Source organism: Pararhizobium sp. LjRoot235, from assembly GCF_964254145.1.
Lineage (GTDB): Bacteria > Pseudomonadota > Alphaproteobacteria > Rhizobiales > Rhizobiaceae > Pararhizobium.
The window spans coordinates 186,737-203,693 of record NZ_CAXUSP020000002.1 but is presented as its reverse complement, the minus strand read 5'-3'; the positions used below and the strand labels follow the sequence as shown (position 1 = coordinate 203,693).

At 62.4% G+C, this 16,957-nt stretch carries 18 protein-coding genes and 1 riboswitch; of the genes, 8 read left to right on the top strand and 10 right to left on the bottom strand.

Features of this window, described 5'->3' with window-relative positions; genetic code table 11:
• Positions 1–74: 74 nt before the first annotated feature.
• The 6 genes from ACSQ2Z_RS21635 to ACSQ2Z_RS21610 form a co-directional block, all read right to left on the bottom strand.
• The gene (locus ACSQ2Z_RS21635) at positions 75–1,061 is read right to left on the bottom strand and encodes a beta-ketoacyl-ACP synthase III (RefSeq protein ID WP_436083315.1); all 987 of its coding nucleotides are present in this window, start codon (positions 1,059–1,061) and stop codon (positions 75–77) included.
• Complete coding sequence (locus ACSQ2Z_RS21630; RefSeq protein ID WP_436083314.1) at positions 1,061–2,326, bottom strand: adenosylmethionine--8-amino-7-oxononanoate transaminase; 1,266 nt, start codon at positions 2,324–2,326, stop codon at positions 1,061–1,063. The genes ACSQ2Z_RS21635 and ACSQ2Z_RS21630 overlap by 1 nt, the downstream gene beginning before the upstream one ends.
• Positions 2,323–2,955: a dethiobiotin synthase gene (gene bioD, locus ACSQ2Z_RS21625; protein ID WP_436083313.1), complete on the bottom strand. Its 633-nt coding sequence runs from the start codon at positions 2,953–2,955 to the stop codon at positions 2,323–2,325. Before bioD ends, ACSQ2Z_RS21630 begins: the two co-directional genes overlap by 4 nt.
• A complete protein-coding gene (locus tag ACSQ2Z_RS21620) occupies positions 2,955–4,100 on the bottom strand; it encodes an 8-amino-7-oxononanoate synthase (protein WP_436083312.1) in 1,146 nt (381 codons plus the stop codon). The genes bioD and ACSQ2Z_RS21620 overlap by 1 nt, the downstream gene beginning before the upstream one ends.
• A complete protein-coding gene (gene bioB, locus ACSQ2Z_RS21615; RefSeq protein ID WP_436084119.1) occupies positions 4,097–5,071 on the bottom strand; it encodes a biotin synthase BioB in 975 nt (324 codons plus the stop codon). Before bioB ends, ACSQ2Z_RS21620 begins: the two co-directional genes overlap by 4 nt.
• A gap of 249 nt (positions 5,072–5,320) precedes the next feature.
• Positions 5,321–5,989, bottom strand: coding sequence for a GntR family transcriptional regulator (locus ACSQ2Z_RS21610; protein WP_436083311.1), 669 nt, complete (start codon positions 5,987–5,989; stop codon positions 5,321–5,323).
• A 173-nt stretch (positions 5,990–6,162) separates the two neighbouring features.
• Positions 6,163–6,301: riboswitch (TPP riboswitch) on the top strand.
• Positions 6,302–6,396: 95 nt separating this feature from the next.
• Between ACSQ2Z_RS21610 and thiC the strand changes: the two genes are divergently transcribed.
• The 7 genes from thiC to ACSQ2Z_RS21575 all read left to right on the top strand — a co-directional run bounded on the left by thiC (position 6,397) and on the right by ACSQ2Z_RS21575 (position 12,385).
• Positions 6,397–8,232 carry a phosphomethylpyrimidine synthase ThiC gene (thiC, locus tag ACSQ2Z_RS21605; RefSeq protein ID WP_436083310.1) on the top strand — a complete coding sequence of 612 codons (1,836 nt, stop codon included), beginning with the start codon at positions 6,397–6,399 and terminating at the stop codon, positions 8,230–8,232.
• 2 nt (positions 8,233–8,234) lie between these two features.
• The gene (thiO, locus tag ACSQ2Z_RS21600; protein WP_436083309.1) at positions 8,235–9,293 is read left to right on the top strand and encodes a glycine oxidase ThiO; all 1,059 of its coding nucleotides are present in this window, start codon (positions 8,235–8,237) and stop codon (positions 9,291–9,293) included.
• Complete coding sequence (gene thiS / locus ACSQ2Z_RS21595) at positions 9,290–9,487, top strand: sulfur carrier protein ThiS (RefSeq protein WP_436083308.1); 198 nt, start codon at positions 9,290–9,292, stop codon at positions 9,485–9,487. The genes thiO and thiS overlap by 4 nt, the downstream gene beginning before the upstream one ends.
• A 2-nt stretch (positions 9,488–9,489) precedes the next feature.
• The gene (locus ACSQ2Z_RS21590) at positions 9,490–10,263 is read left to right on the top strand and encodes a thiazole synthase (RefSeq protein WP_436083307.1); all 774 of its coding nucleotides are present in this window, start codon (positions 9,490–9,492) and stop codon (positions 10,261–10,263) included.
• Positions 10,260–10,865, top strand: a complete 606-nt coding sequence (locus tag ACSQ2Z_RS21585) for a thiamine phosphate synthase (RefSeq protein WP_436083306.1) — start codon at positions 10,260–10,262, stop codon at positions 10,863–10,865. The genes ACSQ2Z_RS21590 and ACSQ2Z_RS21585 overlap by 4 nt, the downstream gene beginning before the upstream one ends.
• 10 nt (positions 10,866–10,875) lie before the next feature.
• Positions 10,876–11,625 (top strand): hydroxymethylpyrimidine/phosphomethylpyrimidine kinase, encoded by a 750-nt coding sequence (locus ACSQ2Z_RS21580; RefSeq protein ID WP_436083305.1) that lies wholly within the window; start codon positions 10,876–10,878, stop codon positions 11,623–11,625.
• A gap of 265 nt (positions 11,626–11,890) precedes the next feature.
• Positions 11,891–12,385 carry an acyl-CoA thioesterase gene (locus ACSQ2Z_RS21575; RefSeq protein WP_436083304.1) on the top strand — a complete coding sequence of 165 codons (495 nt, stop codon included), beginning with the start codon at positions 11,891–11,893 and terminating at the stop codon, positions 12,383–12,385.
• Positions 12,386–12,473: 88 nt separating this feature from the next.
• Here ACSQ2Z_RS21575 and ACSQ2Z_RS21570 read toward each other — a convergent pair whose 3' ends face one another.
• Together ACSQ2Z_RS21570 and ACSQ2Z_RS21565 are read right to left on the bottom strand one after the other, a co-directional pair.
• Complete coding sequence (locus ACSQ2Z_RS21570) at positions 12,474–13,007, bottom strand: DUF992 domain-containing protein (protein ID WP_436083303.1); 534 nt, start codon at positions 13,005–13,007, stop codon at positions 12,474–12,476.
• Between the two features lie 231 nt (positions 13,008–13,238).
• Positions 13,239–14,576, bottom strand: a complete 1,338-nt coding sequence (locus ACSQ2Z_RS21565; RefSeq protein WP_436083302.1) for an aspartate aminotransferase family protein — start codon at positions 14,574–14,576, stop codon at positions 13,239–13,241.
• Positions 14,577–14,718: 142 nt separating this feature from the next.
• Here ACSQ2Z_RS21565 and ACSQ2Z_RS21560 point away from each other — a divergent pair, with 142 nt between their 5' ends.
• Positions 14,719–15,267 carry a cupin domain-containing protein gene (locus ACSQ2Z_RS21560; RefSeq protein ID WP_436083301.1) on the top strand — a complete coding sequence of 183 codons (549 nt, stop codon included), beginning with the start codon at positions 14,719–14,721 and terminating at the stop codon, positions 15,265–15,267.
• A gap of 27 nt (positions 15,268–15,294) precedes the next feature.
• Here ACSQ2Z_RS21560 and ACSQ2Z_RS21555 read toward each other — a convergent pair whose 3' ends face one another.
• Both ACSQ2Z_RS21555 and dmeF read right to left on the bottom strand, forming a co-directional pair.
• On the bottom strand, positions 15,295–15,840 hold the full coding sequence (locus ACSQ2Z_RS21555) for a DUF922 domain-containing Zn-dependent protease (RefSeq protein ID WP_436084118.1): 546 nt from the start codon (positions 15,838–15,840) through the stop codon (positions 15,295–15,297).
• A 50-nt stretch (positions 15,841–15,890) separates the two neighbouring features.
• Complete coding sequence (dmeF, locus tag ACSQ2Z_RS21550) at positions 15,891–16,772, bottom strand: CDF family Co(II)/Ni(II) efflux transporter DmeF (protein ID WP_436083300.1); 882 nt, start codon at positions 16,770–16,772, stop codon at positions 15,891–15,893.
• Positions 16,773–16,957 lie beyond the last annotated feature (185 nt).

The window sequence follows — 16,957 nt, the reverse complement described above, 5'->3', positions numbered from 1 at the left end:
CTTTGGAGCATTCCGTCCCATCGGTCCGCTGTCGTCGTGGGCAGGCAATTTTCCACCGCTGACAAAACGTCTCGTCAAATCCCGATCACACAGGCACCACCCGTCAGTCCCGCGCCCGCCGCGGTCAACAGCAGTTTTTCGCCGGCGGCGAAAGGCACAGCCTGATGGGCAAGCGAGAGGGAAAGGGGGATCGTTGCGGCGGAGGAGTTTCCATAGTCCATGATCGTGCGAACGGTCTTTTCCGGTTCTATGCCAAGATGACTGCAAACTGCATCGAAAATGCGTGCGTTCGCCTGGTGCGGAACGAAGCGGCTGATATCGGCTGCACAAAGCCCTGCCCTTGCAAGCGCCCGTTCGCCACAAAGCCCCATCATTTCGACCGCCTGCGCGAACATTTCCCGCCCGTCGCGCATCGTCATCAGGCATTCACTCGCTGCCACGTCCGCCGCAAAGGGCCGGTTGCTTCCGCCCGCCGGAATCGAGATCAGGTCGTAGCGGCTGCCGTCGGAGGCAAGGTCGACGCCGAGAATTCCCGTTTCCACATCCTGAGACGGCACCAGGACGACGGCGCCGGCAGCATCGGCAAACAGCACCGCGCTTGCCCGTTCGGCGGGGTTGATCCGGCGGCTCAATATATTGGCCGCAACGACCAGTACCGGCCGGCCCTGCGCCCGGACAAAACCGTCGGCGAGCGTCAGCGCATAGAGAAAGCCCGAGCAGGCACCGGCAAGGTCGATCGCACCGGAATTGGCCAGGCCGAGACGATGGGCCAGAAGCGGCGCGGAAGGCGGCAGCAGATGATCGGGCGTCGACGTGGCAAGAAGCGTGAGCGCGATATCGTCCGGGGCGATGCCGGCATTTTTAATGGCAGCCGCTCCTGCGCTTGCCGCAAGGCCGGACAGCGTATCGTCCGGTTCAGCCCAGTGCCGCGCCCTGATTCCGGTCCGGCGCTCGATCCAGCCCGGCTCCAGGCCGAGCCTTTCCTCGATCTCGGCGTTTTCGACACACCGGCGGGGAACACAGTGACCGAAACCGGCAAGCCGGGACGACCGCGCGCCCATCATAACCGCCCCGCCGCGAAACACGCGGCCGCTTCGTCGATCGCGTCATAGGCGCGGTCTAGCTCGGCGGCGGTGACGCAATAAGGCGGCATCAGATAGATGACGTTTCCCAACGGCCGGATCAGCAGTCTTCGCTCGCGAAAGAAAGCCCTGAGCCGCGGACCGACGTCCGACAGATATCCGGCCGCTGGCACCCGCAGATCGAGAGCCGTGATGGTGCCGACCTGGCGGATATCGGTAAAGCGCAGATCGTCCTGGAAACGGGCAAGTCGCTCCTGTTGCATCTCCTGCAGCGAAAGGATGCGCTCGCGCACTGGCTCGTCCTTCCACACGGTCAGATTGGCGACCGCAGCAGCGCAGGCGATCGGATTGGCGGTGTAGGAACTCGAATGGAAAAAGGTCCGGCGGCGGTCCGTCGAAAGGTGTGCGTCGAATATCCCGGCCGTACACAGTGTTGCGGCCAGCGGCAGGGCGCCGCCGGTCAGCCCCTTGGAGGTGCAGAGGATATCGGGCGTCACACCGGCCTGCTCGCAGGCGAACAGGCTGCCCGCGCGCCCCCAGCCGGTCATCACTTCGTCGGCGATCATCAGGGCGTCATGTTTTTCGGCAATCCGCTTCAACTCGGTAAGGACGGATGCCGGATAGGTGCGCATGCCGCCCGCCCCGAGAACAAGCGGCTCGATCAACAACGCCGCCACCTGACCCGTCGCGCAGTAAAACTCGAAGGCGTCGAGCGTTTCCTGTTCACGGCCGGGCGCCGGGAACGGCAGGCGATCGACGCCGAACAGCAGTGGCTCATAGGCCTGGTTGAAGACGCCGCGTTCACCCGCCGACATCGTGCCGATCGTATCGCCATGGTAGCCGTGCTCCAGCACCACAACGCGACTGCGCGGCGCGCCGGAATTGTGGAAGAAACCGAGCGCCATTTTCAGCGCGACTTCGACGCAGGTCGAGCCGCTGTCTGAATAGAAGACATGCTTGAGCCCGACAGGAGCGATCTCCACCAGGCCCCGCGCCAGGTCCTCGGCGGGCTCATGCGTGTATTCGGCGAAGATGATCTGGTCGTAGGTCTCGCATGCCGCCTGGATAGCCTTCATGATCGCAGGGTGCCGGTGACCATGGGTGATAACCCACCAGGAGGATATGGCATCGAGGATACGCGAACCGTCTTGCTCGATCAGGCAGGCGCCGTCCGTTTGTACGACGCGCTTCATCGGCGGTTCCAACCCATGCTGGGTGAACGGGTGCCAGACGGGTGAGGTCATGCCGTCCTCTCCTGGAAGGAGGAAAGAGGAAAATAATTGCGAAAGGCCCACTGCAAACGCTCCGGCGTCAGTGGATCAAGCGGCGGCAGGCGGCCGAGAACCCGCACCTGCCCCATTGCAGCGATGATGCGTTGTGTTTCGGCCGCTTCGTTGCCAATGAACGCTACGCCGAAAACCGGGATGAAGCGGCGGCGCAGTGCTTCGAGCGACAACAGCGTGTGATTGATCGTGCCGAGCCCCGTGCGTGCGCAGAGGATCACGGGGATGCGCCAACGCGCATAGACATCGGCGAACACTTGGTGTTCCGTCAGCGGCACCAGCAGGCCGCCGGCGCCCTCGATGATGAGGGGGGCATCGGTCAGAGGCGGCGTCAGGGTCTCGGGCGCGATCTCGACGTTATCGAGTTGCGCCGCGAGATGCGGCGATGCGGGGGTCTTAAGTCGATAGGCTTCCGGCAGAATGCGTTCCGGCGGCAGGCAGCCCAACCGGCTGACGGCCTGGCTGTCCGTTTCTTCCTCGAGCCCCGATTGCACCGGTTTCCAGTAATAGCCGCCAAGTGCCGCCGCCAGCGCCGCCGAAAACACCGTCTTGCCAATGCCGGTATCCGTGCCGGTCACGACGAACCGCATCACGGCTTCTCCTCCGCCATGATCGCCGCCAGCCGGGTGAACATGCGTGTAATCGTCGTCTTATCGACGTTGAGCGTGATCGCGATCCTCAGCCGTGCCGTGCCTTCGGGAACGGTCGGCGGGCGAATTGCCCGGATGTCAAAGCCGTCCGCCCGCATGCGCGCGGCGATCCGCACCGCCCGGCCATTATCGCCGATGATCACGGGCAGAATTTGCGAACCACTGCCCTCCATCCCGAGCTTTTCGGCAAGTTCCTTGTTGGCAAAGGCGCGCAATCCGTCGAAATCCGCGCGCCGCTTCGGCTCATCCACAAGCATGCGCAGGGCTTCACGCACGGCAGCCGCCATCAGCGGCGACGGCGCAGTTGAATAAATGAAGCCGCGCGCCCGGTTGACCAGATAGTCGCAAAGCGTTGCGCTCGCGCCGAGCAGCGCCCCGGAGACGCCAAGGGCCTTGCCGCAGGTGTGCAGCACGATAACATTCTTCCGGTTCTCAAGGTCAGCGGCGAGACCACGGCCACTGGTGCCAAAGACGCCGGTCGCATGCGCCTCGTCGATCACCAGAAAGCCGTCATGCCGTTCGGCAAGTGCTGCAAGCGCAGCGAGTGGCGCACGATCGCCGTCCATCGAATAGAGGCTTTCGACGGCGATCCACGGATGGCCGGTTCCGCCGTCGCGTCGCCAGCGGATGATCGCCTCTTCGAACGCCGCGACATCATTGTGCAGAGCCGGCACCGCCAGCGCCCGGCTTGCCTGCATGCCCTCGTGCGCACTGGCATGCACCAAGGCGTCATGGACGATGAGATCGCCGCGCTGCGGCAGGGTTGAAAAAAGAGCCGCGTTGGCGGCATAGCCGGTGCTGAAATAAAGGACGCGCCCGGCGCCGAAAAAGGCTGCAGCCTCCGCCTCCAGCGCCTCGTGTTCCGGGTGGTTACCGCGCAGCAGGCGCGAGCCGCCGGCACCAACAGGTACACCGCGCTGAAGCGCCGCAGTGACCGCCGTCGCGAGCCGCGTCGAACCAGCAAAGCCGAGATAGTCGTTCGAACTGAAATCGGCGCCGTCCCGCCCCACCAGGGTCCGGAGCCTTTCCTTGCGCTCCAGCCCCGCCAGGGTCGTTTCATAGCGCGCGAGCCGCGTCGGCGTCATTCAGCCGGCTCCAGTTCCATCGGCTTCAGACCAAGGCGGCGGAACAGCGCCGTGTCGTGATCCTCGCCCGGATTCTCGGTGGTGAGCAGTGTGTCGCCGGCAAAAATCGAATTGGCGCCGGCGAAGAAACAGAGCGCCTGCATTTCGTCGCTCATCTGCGTGCGCCCCGCCGACAGGCGGACGTGGGTGCGCGGCATCAGGATGCGGGCGAGCGCGATGGTCCGGACGAACTCGATCGGATCGACCGGTTCGGCATCGGCGAGCCGCGAACCAGGAATCGGAATCAGCATGTTGATCGGCACGCTCTCGGGCGCCGGCTGGAGATTGGCGAGCGTCACCAGCATGGAGATGCGGTCATCCGTCGTTTCGCCCATGCCGAGGATACCGCCGGCGCAGACCTTCATGCCCGCTTCACGCACATTCGACAGCGTCTCCAGCCTGTCAGCAAAGGTGCGGGTGGTGATGATCTGCGAGTAGAACTCTTCCGACGTATCGATGTTGTGATTGTAATAATCGAGGCCCGCCTCGGCCAGCGCGCTGGCCTGGGCCGGCGAGAGCATGCCGAGCGTCATGCAGGTCTCCATGCCGAGCGCCTTGACGCCGGCAACCATGGCAAGCAACGTGTCGATGTCGCGGTCCTTCGGGCTGCGCCAGGCGGCCCCCATGCAGTAGCGGGTGGCCCCTTCGGTCTTGGCCTTGCGGGCTTCGGCGACCACCTTTTCGACCATCATCAGCTTGGAAGCCTTGAGGCCGGTTGGAGAATGCGCCGACTGGCTGCAATAGCCGCAATCCTCGGCACAACCGCCGGTCTTGATCGACAAGAGCCGGCTCATCTGCACGGCGTTGGGATCGAAATTCGCTCGGTGAATGGTCTGGGCCCGAAACAGCAGATCATTGAAAGGCAAATTATAGATAATTTTTGCCTGAGCGACAGACAACGATTCGATCGGTATGGTGATGGGCGCTTCCATGCGGTCTGCGGCTGTGCTTTCGTGCAACATTATCGATCTACTCCCTTTTGTCGCGCCTGCCTGTGAGCTCAGTATAGATAAGACTTGATATTATCTATAATTTATTGAGGCGCAATCGAACGCAAGCGCCCTTTCGTTGACCGGCCATAAAATTACAATCACAGAGAGAGTTTAAGGGCGCAACAGGAGTCAGGCTCCCGGTGCATGTCGGGCAAAAAACTGACGGGACGGGACCGGCGGACCGGGTGGTCAGCCAACGATCGCGAATGCCTCGCGCGTCGTCCCCGAAGCGTTCCGCACGGGTTTTTGCCCGATCCACTGCACGTGGCGTTCGAGAACGGCAGCGGCGTTCTCGACGTTGCCCTGACGCAGAAATGTCAGGATCGCGCGATGGTCATGGTCGGTACGGACCTCCCATTCCGAGCGCCAGCTGGCGAACAGGAAGCGGGCGCTGGCGGCGTGCAGATCGTTGATCGAGGCCAAGAGGCGCGGCATGCCGCAAGGGGCAAGAATGAGACTGTGGAAACGGCGGTTGGCCTCCTCCCAGGACCGAACGTCGCGGGAATTGTCGCCGGCAACCGTCGCTTCCTCTGCCTGATCGAGGATCGATGGCGTCAGGTGCGGCGCCGCATGCCGAAGCGCCAGAACTTCCAACGCTGCCCGCATCTGCGCCACTTCGCGAACCTCCTTCAGATCGAAGGATGCGACCCGCACGCCGCGGCGCGGCTCGCTGACTGCAAGCCCCTGCGCCTCCAGCCGGCGGAAGGCTTCGCGCACGGGCACATGGCTCGTTCCGAACTCCTCGGCAATATGATCCTGCCGCAGCTTCGTGCCGGGATCGAGTTCGCCGGTCACGATCCTATCGGCTAGGATGCGGCTGATGCGGCTGGCAATGGTGTCTTCGTGCGTCGAGGTCATTTTTTATAGATAATTTGCCGTAGACGCGCTGTCGAGACAAAGACTGAAAACATTGAAAATCTTTACGGCTTGCCGCACGCACACAAAACAACAGGCGGTCGCCGCTTGCCGTGCCATCACAACGGCCGCGCCAACAGCCCTTGACGCATCGTCCAGAACCATGCCTTACTGGCCGTATTCACCAGGGGGGTCCCGACAAGGGGCTGAGATTCTGCTGGCGCGAAAGGTGGCCTTGCCGCCCTCAAGCAGCGCAGTGACCCGTTGAACCTGATCCAGTTCATACTGGCGTAGGGACGGTGCAAGCGCTGCCACGATTCGATTTTCCGCTTGCGGATTCGTGTCAGCGTCTTTCCATCATTCCGGCTCTAAAGGACTGGGTCTCCAACCTAAAATTTGGAGCCTCAACCATGAATGTTGCCGCAAAAAACCTCACTCCAACTGTCACCACGGGCCCGCTGCCGGCCTCCCGCAAAGTCCATGTTCCGGGCGAACTGCATCCAGCCATCCGCGTGCCGATGCGTGAGATCGCGCTTCATCCAACGTCGGGCGAACCGCCCGTCATGGTCTATGATTCCTCCGGCCCCTACACCGATTCCACCCTCACCGTTTCGATCGACGCCGGGCTGCCGCGTCTGCGCCAAGCCTGGGTGACGGCGCGTGGCGACGTCGCTGCGTATGAGGGCCGGCATGTCAAACCCGAAGACAACGGCTTTGCCACAGGCGAACGGCTAACGCCGGAATTTCCCATCCGCAACCGGCCGCTGAAGGCCAAGGACGGCAAGGCCGTCACCCAGCTTGCCTACGCGAGGGCCGGGATCATCACGCCCGAAATGGAATACATCGCCATCCGCGAAAACCTCGGGCGCAAGGCCACTAAGGAGGCTCTTGTTCGCGACGGAGAGAGTTTCGGCGCGCATATTCCCGATCATGTCACGCCGGAATTTGTAAGAGCCGAAGTCGCGGCCGGGCGGGCGATCATTCCCGCCAACATCAATCACCCCGAATCCGAGCCGATGATCATCGGCCGCAATTTCCTGGTGAAGATCAACGCCAATATCGGCAATTCGGCCGTTACCTCGTCAATGGCCGAGGAAGTCGAGAAGATGGTCTGGGCGGCGCGCTGGGGCGCCGATACCGTCATGGACCTGTCGACCGGCCGCAACATCCACAACATCCGCGAGTGGATCATCCGCAACTCGCCGGTACCGATCGGCACAGTGCCGCTCTATCAGGCACTGGAGAAGGTCAACGGCATTGCCGAGGATCTCACCTGGGAGGTCTTCCGCGACACGCTGATCGAGCAGGCCGAGCAGGGCGTTGACTATTTCACCATCCATGCCGGCGTGCGGCTCCACTATATCCCGCTCACCGTCAACCGCGTCACCGGCATCGTCTCGCGCGGCGGCTCGATCATGGCCAAGTGGTGTCTGCATCACCACAAGGAAAGCTTCCTCTACGAGCATTTCGAGGAAATCTGCGACATCTGCCGCGCCTATGACGTCTCCTTCTCGCTCGGTGACGGCCTGCGTCCCGGCTCGATCGCCGATGCCAACGACGCCGCGCAGTTCGCCGAACTGGAGACGCTGGGCGAACTGACCCAGATCGCCTGGGCAAAGGATTGCCAGGTGATGATAGAGGGCCCCGGCCATGTGCCGATGCACAAGATCAAGGAGAATATGGACAAGCAGTTGGAAGTCTGCGGCGAAGCCCCGTTCTATACGCTCGGGCCGCTGACGACCGATATTGCGCCGGGCTACGACCACATCACCTCGGGCATTGGTGCTGCGATGATCGGCTGGTTCGGCACGGCCATGCTCTGCTACGTCACGCCGAAGGAGCATCTCGGCCTGCCCGACCGTAATGACGTCAAGGTCGGCGTCATTACCTACAAGATCGCGGCGCATGCGGCCGATCTCGCCAAGGGGCACCCGGCAGCGCAGCTGCGCGACGACGCTTTGTCGCGGGCCCGTTTCGAGTTCCGCTGGGAGGACCAGTTCAACCTGTCGCTCGATCCGGAAACGGCCCGCTCCTTCCACGACGAAACCCTGCCGAAGGAAGCCCACAAGGTTGCGCATTTCTGCTCGATGTGTGGCCCGAAATTCTGCTCCATGCGGATATCGCATGACATCCGCGCCGAGGCCCAGAAGGAGGGGCTGGAAGCGATGGCCGCGAAGTTCCAGGCAGGCGGCGATCTCTATATGCCGCTTGGCGCCGATGGGAACGCTCCGCCCGCGGGAGAGTAACCATGCGCGTTTTGATCAGGGGGGCCGGCGTTGCCGGCCTTACCCTCGCCCACGAGCTGCAGGCGAGAGCGGTCCATGTCGAGATCGCAGAGACGGCGGCACGCGCCGGCGGCGGGGCTTCATGGTTCGCCGGGGGCATGCTCGCGCCGTGGTGTGAAAGGGAAAGTGCGCCTGACACCGTATTGGCGCTCGGGCGCACCGCCGCCGACTGGTGGGACGCGGCCCTGCCCGGCCACGTCATCCGCAAAGGCACGCTGGTTGTCGCGCCGCCGCGCGACACCGGCGAGCTTGCCCGCTTCGCGGCCCGCACCTGCGGGTGCGACTGGCTGGATGCCGATGACATAACAGAGCTCGAACCGGACCTTGCCGGGCGGTTTCGCAAGGCGCTGTTTTTCCGGGAGGAAGCGCATCTCGATCCGAGACGGGCGATAACTGCGCTTCACGACAAGCTGCGGGCGATCGGCGTGCGGTTCCATTTCGAAGCGGCGCCGGATTTTTCGGATGCCGGGTTCGACCGTGTCGTCGATTGCACCGGGGCAAGCGCGATCGACCAAGCAGCGGATCTGCGCGGCGTGCGCGGAGAAATGCTGATGCTGGAAACATCGGATGTGGGGCTGTCGCGTCCGGTCCGGCTGCTGCACCCACGCATCCCGCTTTACCTCGTGCCGCGTGGCGACAGGCGTTTCATGGTCGGCGCAACGATGATCGAGACCGACGATCCCGGGCCGATCAGCGCCCGGTCGCTGATGGAGCTTATGAACGCCGCCTATACGCTTCATCCGGCCTTCGGAGAGGCGCGCGTGATCGAAACCGGCGCCGGCGTGCGCCCTGCGTATCCGGACAATCTGCCGCGTTTTGAGATTGATGGCAGCACCATCCGCATCAACGGCTTCTACCGCCACGGATTTCTGCTGGCGCCTTCCATCGCACGGGACGTTGCAGCCCACATGACAAGCGACTTGCGAAGAGACATCGGGCAGATGTCCGTCGACGTCGAGGCGCCGCTTCCTGCGCCCGAACGCATGCACTTCATTCCACTTCAGACTGGAGCAAACCGATGAAACTGACCGTCAACGGCGAAGACCATCAGACAGACATTTCCGTTCTTTCAGAGCTCTTGGTCGCGCTCGACTACGAAGGCGATTGGCTGGCAACAGCAGTCAACGGCGAACTGGTACATCGCGAGGATCGCGCAGGTTTTACCCTCAGCGATCGCGACCGCATCGAGATCCTGTCGCCGATGCAAGGAGGCTGATCATGCTTGAGCTTTATGGAACCTCCGTTGCCTCCCGCTTGCTTCTCGGAACCGCCCGCTACCCATCGCCTGCCATCCTCGGCGACGCAGTTCGCGCGTCGAAGACCGATATCGTCACCGTCTCTTTGCGCCGCGAAACGGCGGGCAGCCGCACGGGTGGCGCCTTCTTCGAATTGATCCGCACGCTCGGCGTAAAGGTCTTGCCCAACACCGCCGGCTGCCACACCGTCTCCGAGGCTGTCCTCACGGCGAAAATGGCACGTGATGTCTTCGCCACCGACTGGATCAAGCTCGAGGTGATCGGCAACCATGATACGCTACAGCCCGATGTGTTCGCGCTGGTCGAGGCGGCGCGCATCCTAAACGGCGAAGGGTTCAAGGTCTTTCCCTATACGACCGATGACCTCGTGGTGGCGGAACGCCTCATGGAGGCGGGATGCGAGGTGCTGATGCCCTGGTGCGCGCCGATCGGCTCGGCCATGGGGCCGATCAATCTGCCGGCCTTGCGCAGCATGCGAGCACATTTTCCGAACGTCCCGCTGATCGTCGATGCCGGCATCGGGCGGCCCTCCCATGCTGCCATTGTGATGGAACTCGGCTTCGACGCGGTGCTGCTCAACACCGCGGTTGCCGGTGCTGCCGATCCGGTGGCAATGGCTGCGGCTTTCAAGGGTGCGATCGAGGTAGGCCGTGTTGCGTTCCAGGCAGGCATGCTGGAACCGCGCGACATGGCGGTGCCCTCGACGCCGGTCATCGGCAAGGCGGTGTTTTCGTGAAGCTTGATCCCTTTTATCTGATCGTCGATAGCGCCGACTGGATCGAGCGCCTGGTGCCGCTTGGCGTAAAGCTCGTGCAGTTGCGCATGAAGGAGGGGTCCGAGACGGAACTGCGCCAAGACATCCGCCGCGCGAAAGCGGTCTGCATGCGGCACAGCTGCCAGCTTATCGTCAACGATCACTGGCGGCTGGCGATCGACGAGGGGTGCAATTTCATTCATCTCGGCCAGGAGGATCTCGCCACGGCCGATCTCGCCGCCATCCGCACCGCCGGCATCAAGCTCGGGCTTTCGACCCATGACGAGACGGAGCTGGAAACCGCCCTCGCAGCAGCGCCAGACTATGTGGCGCTCGGTCCGGTCTGGCCGACAATCCTGAAGAAGATGAAATGGGCACCGCAGGGGCTCGACAGGCTGTGCAACTGGAAGGCGCGCATCGGAAACCTGCCGCTCGTCGCCATCGGCGGCATCAACACCGACCGTATCGACAGCGTTTTTGCCCATGGCGCCGACGGTGCCGCCGTCGTCACCGACATCACGCTCAATGCGGATCCGGAAGCGCGCACGCGCGAATGGATCGAGCGGACGGCGCAATTTCGATGAAGAGGGGGCGATGAAGAAGCGGCCTCATGTGCTTGTCGTCGCCGGCTCGGATTCCTCGGGCGGCGCCGGCATCGTCCGTGACATCGAGACGCTGGCCGCGTTTGGTGTGAAGGCCTCGGTGGCCGTGACTGCGGTCACCGTTCAGACCCATCACGGCGTTCAACATGTGGATGAAATCCCGGCAGATCGTGTCGCCCAGCAGATGCGTGCGGCACTTACAGCCAATCAGGTCGATGCCATCAAGATCGGCATGCTGGCAACAGCTGCGACGATCACGGCCGTCGCTTCGGTTCTGAAGGATCATCCGGATATCCCCGTGGTGCTCGATCCCGTTCTTGCGTCCACTTCGGGCGGCGTGCTGCTTGCCCCGAACGCGAAGGCTCCGTTGCATCGGCTGTTTCGGCAATGCGCGCTGATTACGCCAAACCTGCCGGAGCTTTCGTGTCTGACGGCTCCGGTGAGACACGAGCCATCGGAGGCTGTAATCACCCAGGCACGAGAGCTGATCGCCGTAGGGGCGCAAGCGGTCCTCATCAAGGGAGGCCATGGCGATGGCCTGGAATCGGTCGATATGCTCGTTCAGGCGGGGCATACCGTTCAGTTCTTCAGGGCGCCTCGCCTTGCCGTCTTGATGCGTGGGACCGGTTGCATGCTGGCAAGCGCGATAGCGGCGCGGCTGGCATGCGGCGACGATCTGATCACGGCCGTCAGCGACGCCAAGGCCTTTGTTCATGACAGACTGGCCGACTCCAGGCATTAGGCAGAACCTTGGATGATCAAACACTCGGCGCGGTCATGGCCATGACTGAGAGCGATCCGTTCTTGCAGGTCAGTGGCGGTTTCTTGCTTTAAATACAATTATTTTCAGGGAAATGTTGGATGTCGTTGCCGAATATTGTTGCCGATCTTCAGCGTTGACGACCTATCCCGTCTTATCAATCTCGCCTACATTGCGAGCCGCCGGGTTGCGGGCACTGCCTGCCTCCGAGATCTGCGCTGTGGCAAAAAGGAGTTGGAGGTTGAGCATGCAAGACGGTCACGACACGAGCCAACTCGAGATGGTCGTGCTGATGACGCCCGACATGGCGAATTTCAGCGGCAAGGTCCATGGCGGGGCGCTCCTTAATCTCCTCGACCGGGTCGCTTACTCCTGCGCCTCACGATATTCGCAGGAATATGCAGTGACCTTGTCGGTCGATCAGGTCGTCTTTCGCCAGCCGATCCACGTCGGCGAACTCGTGACCTTTCGCGCTTCGATCAACTATGCCGGGCGGACTTCGATGGAAGTCGGCATAAGGGTCGAGGCGGAGAATATCCGGACCGGCGAGCGACGGCACACCAATTCCTGCTACTTCACGATGGTTGCCGTCGATGCGGAGGGGCGTCCAACCAATGTGCCGCCCTATACGCCGGCCGATGAAATCCGGGAACGCCGCCTGCGTGCGGCAGAGACACGGCGCAGCCTGCGGCGCGAATTCGAGGAACGTTTTCGCGCTGCCGGCTCGACCCATGACGAGTAGGCGGTGTCATATATCGGGAAAAGAAAACCGCATGGCTGCCTCCGAGCAACCGTGCGGTGATCAGATAGTGCCGTATGTCGGCGAGCGCTCAGTTCACGGCAGCGAGGGTTACAGACGTGCCGCCCGCTGCGAGGTTAAGGCCAATCTGTCCCGTGACACTGACCGTCTGGAGGTGAATTGAGCCCGACGTGCCGCCGACCAGAATGTTGGCGCCGACGCCGGCACCGACCGTCGCCTCCGCGCTTGCACCCTGGTAGAGACCGCTCAGCGAGCCCTGATGATACCCTGCTGTCGGCGCAAAGACGGCCCAGACCAGCTTGCTGCGGGTTGTGAAGCCGAGATCGACGCCCATTTTCCTGACCGCACCGGTGTAGTGGTCAGTGCGCTCCTCGCCAATGGCCGAGTGGAAAACGCAGTCGATGTCCTTGGCCGACCCCAGAACGTAACCGGCGCCACCGCCGACATCGCACTGGAGATAGCCGATCTTGACGCCACCACGGACGTCCGATTCCTGATAGGTCGGGATCGGATCGTTTGCCCGCAGATCGGCCGCTCCGGCGGCAGTTCCGCCGGTTACGCCCATTGACACGGCGAAAAGCATCATCGCGACAGATTTTTTCATCGTTTTTTCCTTCTAAACCCCACCCAATGCGAAAGCCGAGCAGCACTCGGTCCATTGGCATAACGCATCGTGTCGGGAGAGTGTTCCCATACGCGCTTTTGACGCAGCCAGCGTCGAAGCGTGGATGGGCTACACGTTAACAGACCATTCACATTTCAACCGCCAATAGGGCATTTCGAAGGCACGATACCGCAGGGCGACCGAAGGCCGGCCGCTCTGCGCGCGCATCAATCAGGCGGCCCGTTTCAGAGCGTCGCCAAGCACGGAGACGATTTCGCCGATCTGTTCCTTCCTGATGATCAGGGGCGGCGAGAAGGCGATGATGTCGCCCGTAACCCGGATCAGCAGGCCTTTCTGGAAGCAATCGACGAAGACATCGTAGGCGCGCGCGCCGACCGCCTCGTCGCGGGAGGCAAGCTCGATGCCGGCAATCAGGCCGATCGTGCGGATGTCGACGATATGCGGCAAGCCCTTCAACGCGTGCATGGCGTCGTGCCATGCGGTTTCGAGTTCGGCCGCCCGCGTGAGAAGCCCCTCGTCGCGGTAGATGTCCAGGGTGGCAAGGCCCGCGGCGCAGGCTGCCGGGTGACCGGAATAGGTATAGCCATGGAAAAGCTCGATCTGGCCTTCGGGCCCATGCATCAGCGCATCATGCACGGCACGGCTGGTGAAGACCGCGCCCATCGGAATGGCGCCGTTGGTCAGCCCCTTCGCGGCCGTCACGATATCTGGCCGGACACCGAAAAAGTCCGCGGCGAAGGGGGCACCGAGACGGCCGAAGCCGGTGATGACCTCGTCGAAGATCAGGAGGATGCCGTGGCGGTCGCAGATCGCCCGCAGCCGGTCGAGATAGCCCTTCGGCGGCACGAGCACGCCGGTCGAACCAGCCACGGGCTCGACGATGCAGGCCGCGATCGTCTCTGCGCCGTGAAGCGCAACCAGGCGCTCGAGATCATCGGCAAGCTCCGCTCCGTGCTCCGGCTGGCCCTTCACGTAGGCATTGCGAGAAAGATCATGCGTGTGGCGCAGATGGTCGGAACCGGCGAGCTGCGGGAAGACGCGGCGGTTGTTGACCAGACCACCGACCGAAATCCCGCCGAAGCCGACGCCGTGATAACCGCGCTCGCGCCCGATCAAGCGGGTACGCGTGCCCTGACCAATGGCGCGCTGGTAGGCGACGGCGATCTTCAGCGCCGTATCGACCGATTCCGAGCCGGAGCCGGTGAAGAATACCCGGTCGAGCCGGTTGTCCGGTCCGCCAGGCGCGATTTCCGCCAGCCGCTCGGCAAAATCGAAAGCGATTGGATGGCCCATCTGAAAGGACGGCGCATAGTCGAGCGTCGTCAACTGACGCTCGACTGCCGCCGCGATCTGGCGTCGCCCGTGGCCGGCGTTGACGCACCATAGTCCGGCAGTGCCATCGAGGATCTTGCGGCCGTCGGCCGACGTGTAGTGCATGCCTTCTGCCGATTCGAGAAGGCGCGGCGCCGCCTTGAATTGGCGGTTGGCTGTGAATGGCATCCAGTAGCTGTCAAGAACCGGGGCGTTTGGTTTGGTGTGTGCGTCCATCGAAAATCTCCCTTGCGATGGGCTATTGCCGCCATGATTTATTCGATCGAACAAGTCCTTTTCTGTATTCGTTCAAGCCATTGAATTTATTTGTTCGATATATCTATATTTGCGGTATTTCGAACAACAGAAACGGACCTCCATGTCAGTCGATATCGGCAGCCGCCTCAGGCACCTGCGGATGATGCGCAATCTCTCCCAGCGCGAGCTTGCAAAACGGGCTGGCGTGACCAACTCGACGATCTCGCTGATCGAATCCAATTCCGCCAATCCATCCGTGGGCGCGCTGAAGCGCATTCTCGACGGCATTCCGATCGGCCTGGCCGAGTTCTTCGCTTTCGAACCGGAGCGGCCTCGCAAGGCCTTCTACCGCTCCGATGAACTCACCGAGATCGGCAAGGGGCCGATCTCCTACCGGCAGATCGGCGACAATCTCTTCGGACGCAGTCTGCAGATTCTCAAGGAGTGTTATCAGCCGGGATCCGACACCGGCAAGGTTCCGCTCGTCCATGAGGGCGAGGAAGGCGGGATCGTTCTGTCGGGGCGCCTGGAGGTGACCGTGGATGATGAGCGGCGCATCCTCGGACCGGGAGACGCCTATTATTTCGAAAGCCGCCGTCCGCACCGGTTCCGCTGCGTGGGACCGGTCGCATGCGAGGTGATCAGTGCCTGCACGCCGCCAACGTTCTGACACGTCTGCTTTGTGCGACGACGTCGTCTAATGTCCGTTCACCAATGTCAGAATAAGCTGGTGGATATTGCCGCCATTGCTGAGTTCGATGCGGTCGAAGTCCCGACTTTGCTGCCTTTGGGCCTGTGAGAGCGCGCCAAGGCGCTTGGTCATTTCGGTCTTGATCTTGCGGCAGTTGGGGTCGCCGGGAGCTGTTAGACCGACTGTGGCAGTCTCGATCTTTCTCACCATGTCCTTGATATGATCGCCGTGTACCAGTTCGTGCTTGTGCACCCCGGTGATGAAGGTCTCCCAGCCCCGCTTCGTGGAGGCTGGCAACTGATCAGCCGGTTTGGGCAAGGTGTAGGTGATGATGAGCTTCGGCCGTGCCGAAACGAGTACGCAAACATCACCTTGCGGTTCGTATTTCCTGGTCCAGGTCAGCTTGAAATTGGTGTGCGCGATGGCGCGTGCCAAGCCGCCAACCTTCGGTCCCCGCTCTCCGATCGAGGCATAGAGCTCAGCGCCGGTTTTCCCGGCAATAGCGTAGGGCTCCACCTTTTCGACGGCCTGCCATTCCGCATGCGTGTCCATCGGCAGGAACGCGAGACAACTCGCCAGCAAGTAAACTCGGACATCCAGCTTCACGCGCGCCCCCTCATAAAGACCGTCGTTTCGTCGTCATCATGACTAAAGGAGACGAACAGCACGTTCAATCGGGCACGTGGCCGATTGCCGATCGTCGTCTGGCATCCGGTCCCGCGCACTACCGCGTTTCGACCGTCAGGTGGGCCAGTTTGATGCAGCGATGCGAGGCGCGACCGCACGGTCTCGCCGTCAGCCGGATCCGTAAAGCTGACAATGGCGGCATGCGCCCCGGGGCTCACTCGCCAGATGTGCAGGTCCGTGATATGGGCATCGCCCTTGCCCTCGACATGCCCGCGCACCTCGGCTTCAAGATGCACGTCGGTCGCATCGAGCAGAACCACCGCCGTTTGCCGGATCAGCGACCATGACCAGGTAGCGATGACGACCACACCGGCGATGCCGATCACCGGATCCAGCCAGACCCAACCGAGATAGCGGCCGCTGAGCAGCGCCGCAATCGCCAGCACCGACGTCAGGGCGTCGGCAATCACATGAACGAACGCCGCGCGCATATTGTTGTCATGATGGTATGGCATGCGTGATCGTGATCGTGGCCATGGTGATGATCGTGACCGGCATTTTGATGGCCGTACGTGTGTCCGCCGCTTCAGCAACAGCGCGCTGACAATGTTGACCAGCAATCCGACAACGGCCACCACTGTCGCTTCAAAAAAGTCAACCGGACGCGGATCCAGCAGCCGCCCGACGGATTCGACGGCGATACCGAGTGCTATGACCGCCAGGATCAGCGCGGAGGCGAAGCCAGCAAGGTCACCCACCTTGCCGGTACCAAAGCTGAACCGGCGGTCGCGCGCATGTCGCTTGGCAAAGGCACAGGCCCAAGCCGCGATGGCAAGGGCGCCAGCATGCGTCGCCATATGAAAGCCGTCCGCCAGGAGACGCTCAAGCGCCCTGGATCTGGGTGAACAAGGCAGGTTGAGCAAAATGCACCGGCACTCGCAGCCCGACCGAAATGAAGCTTCTCGGCAACGGCCACGAAATAGGTGAGATGGAGCAGTTCCATGCAAGCACCGCCAGTTCCCTCGCCTGAACGGAATCGAAC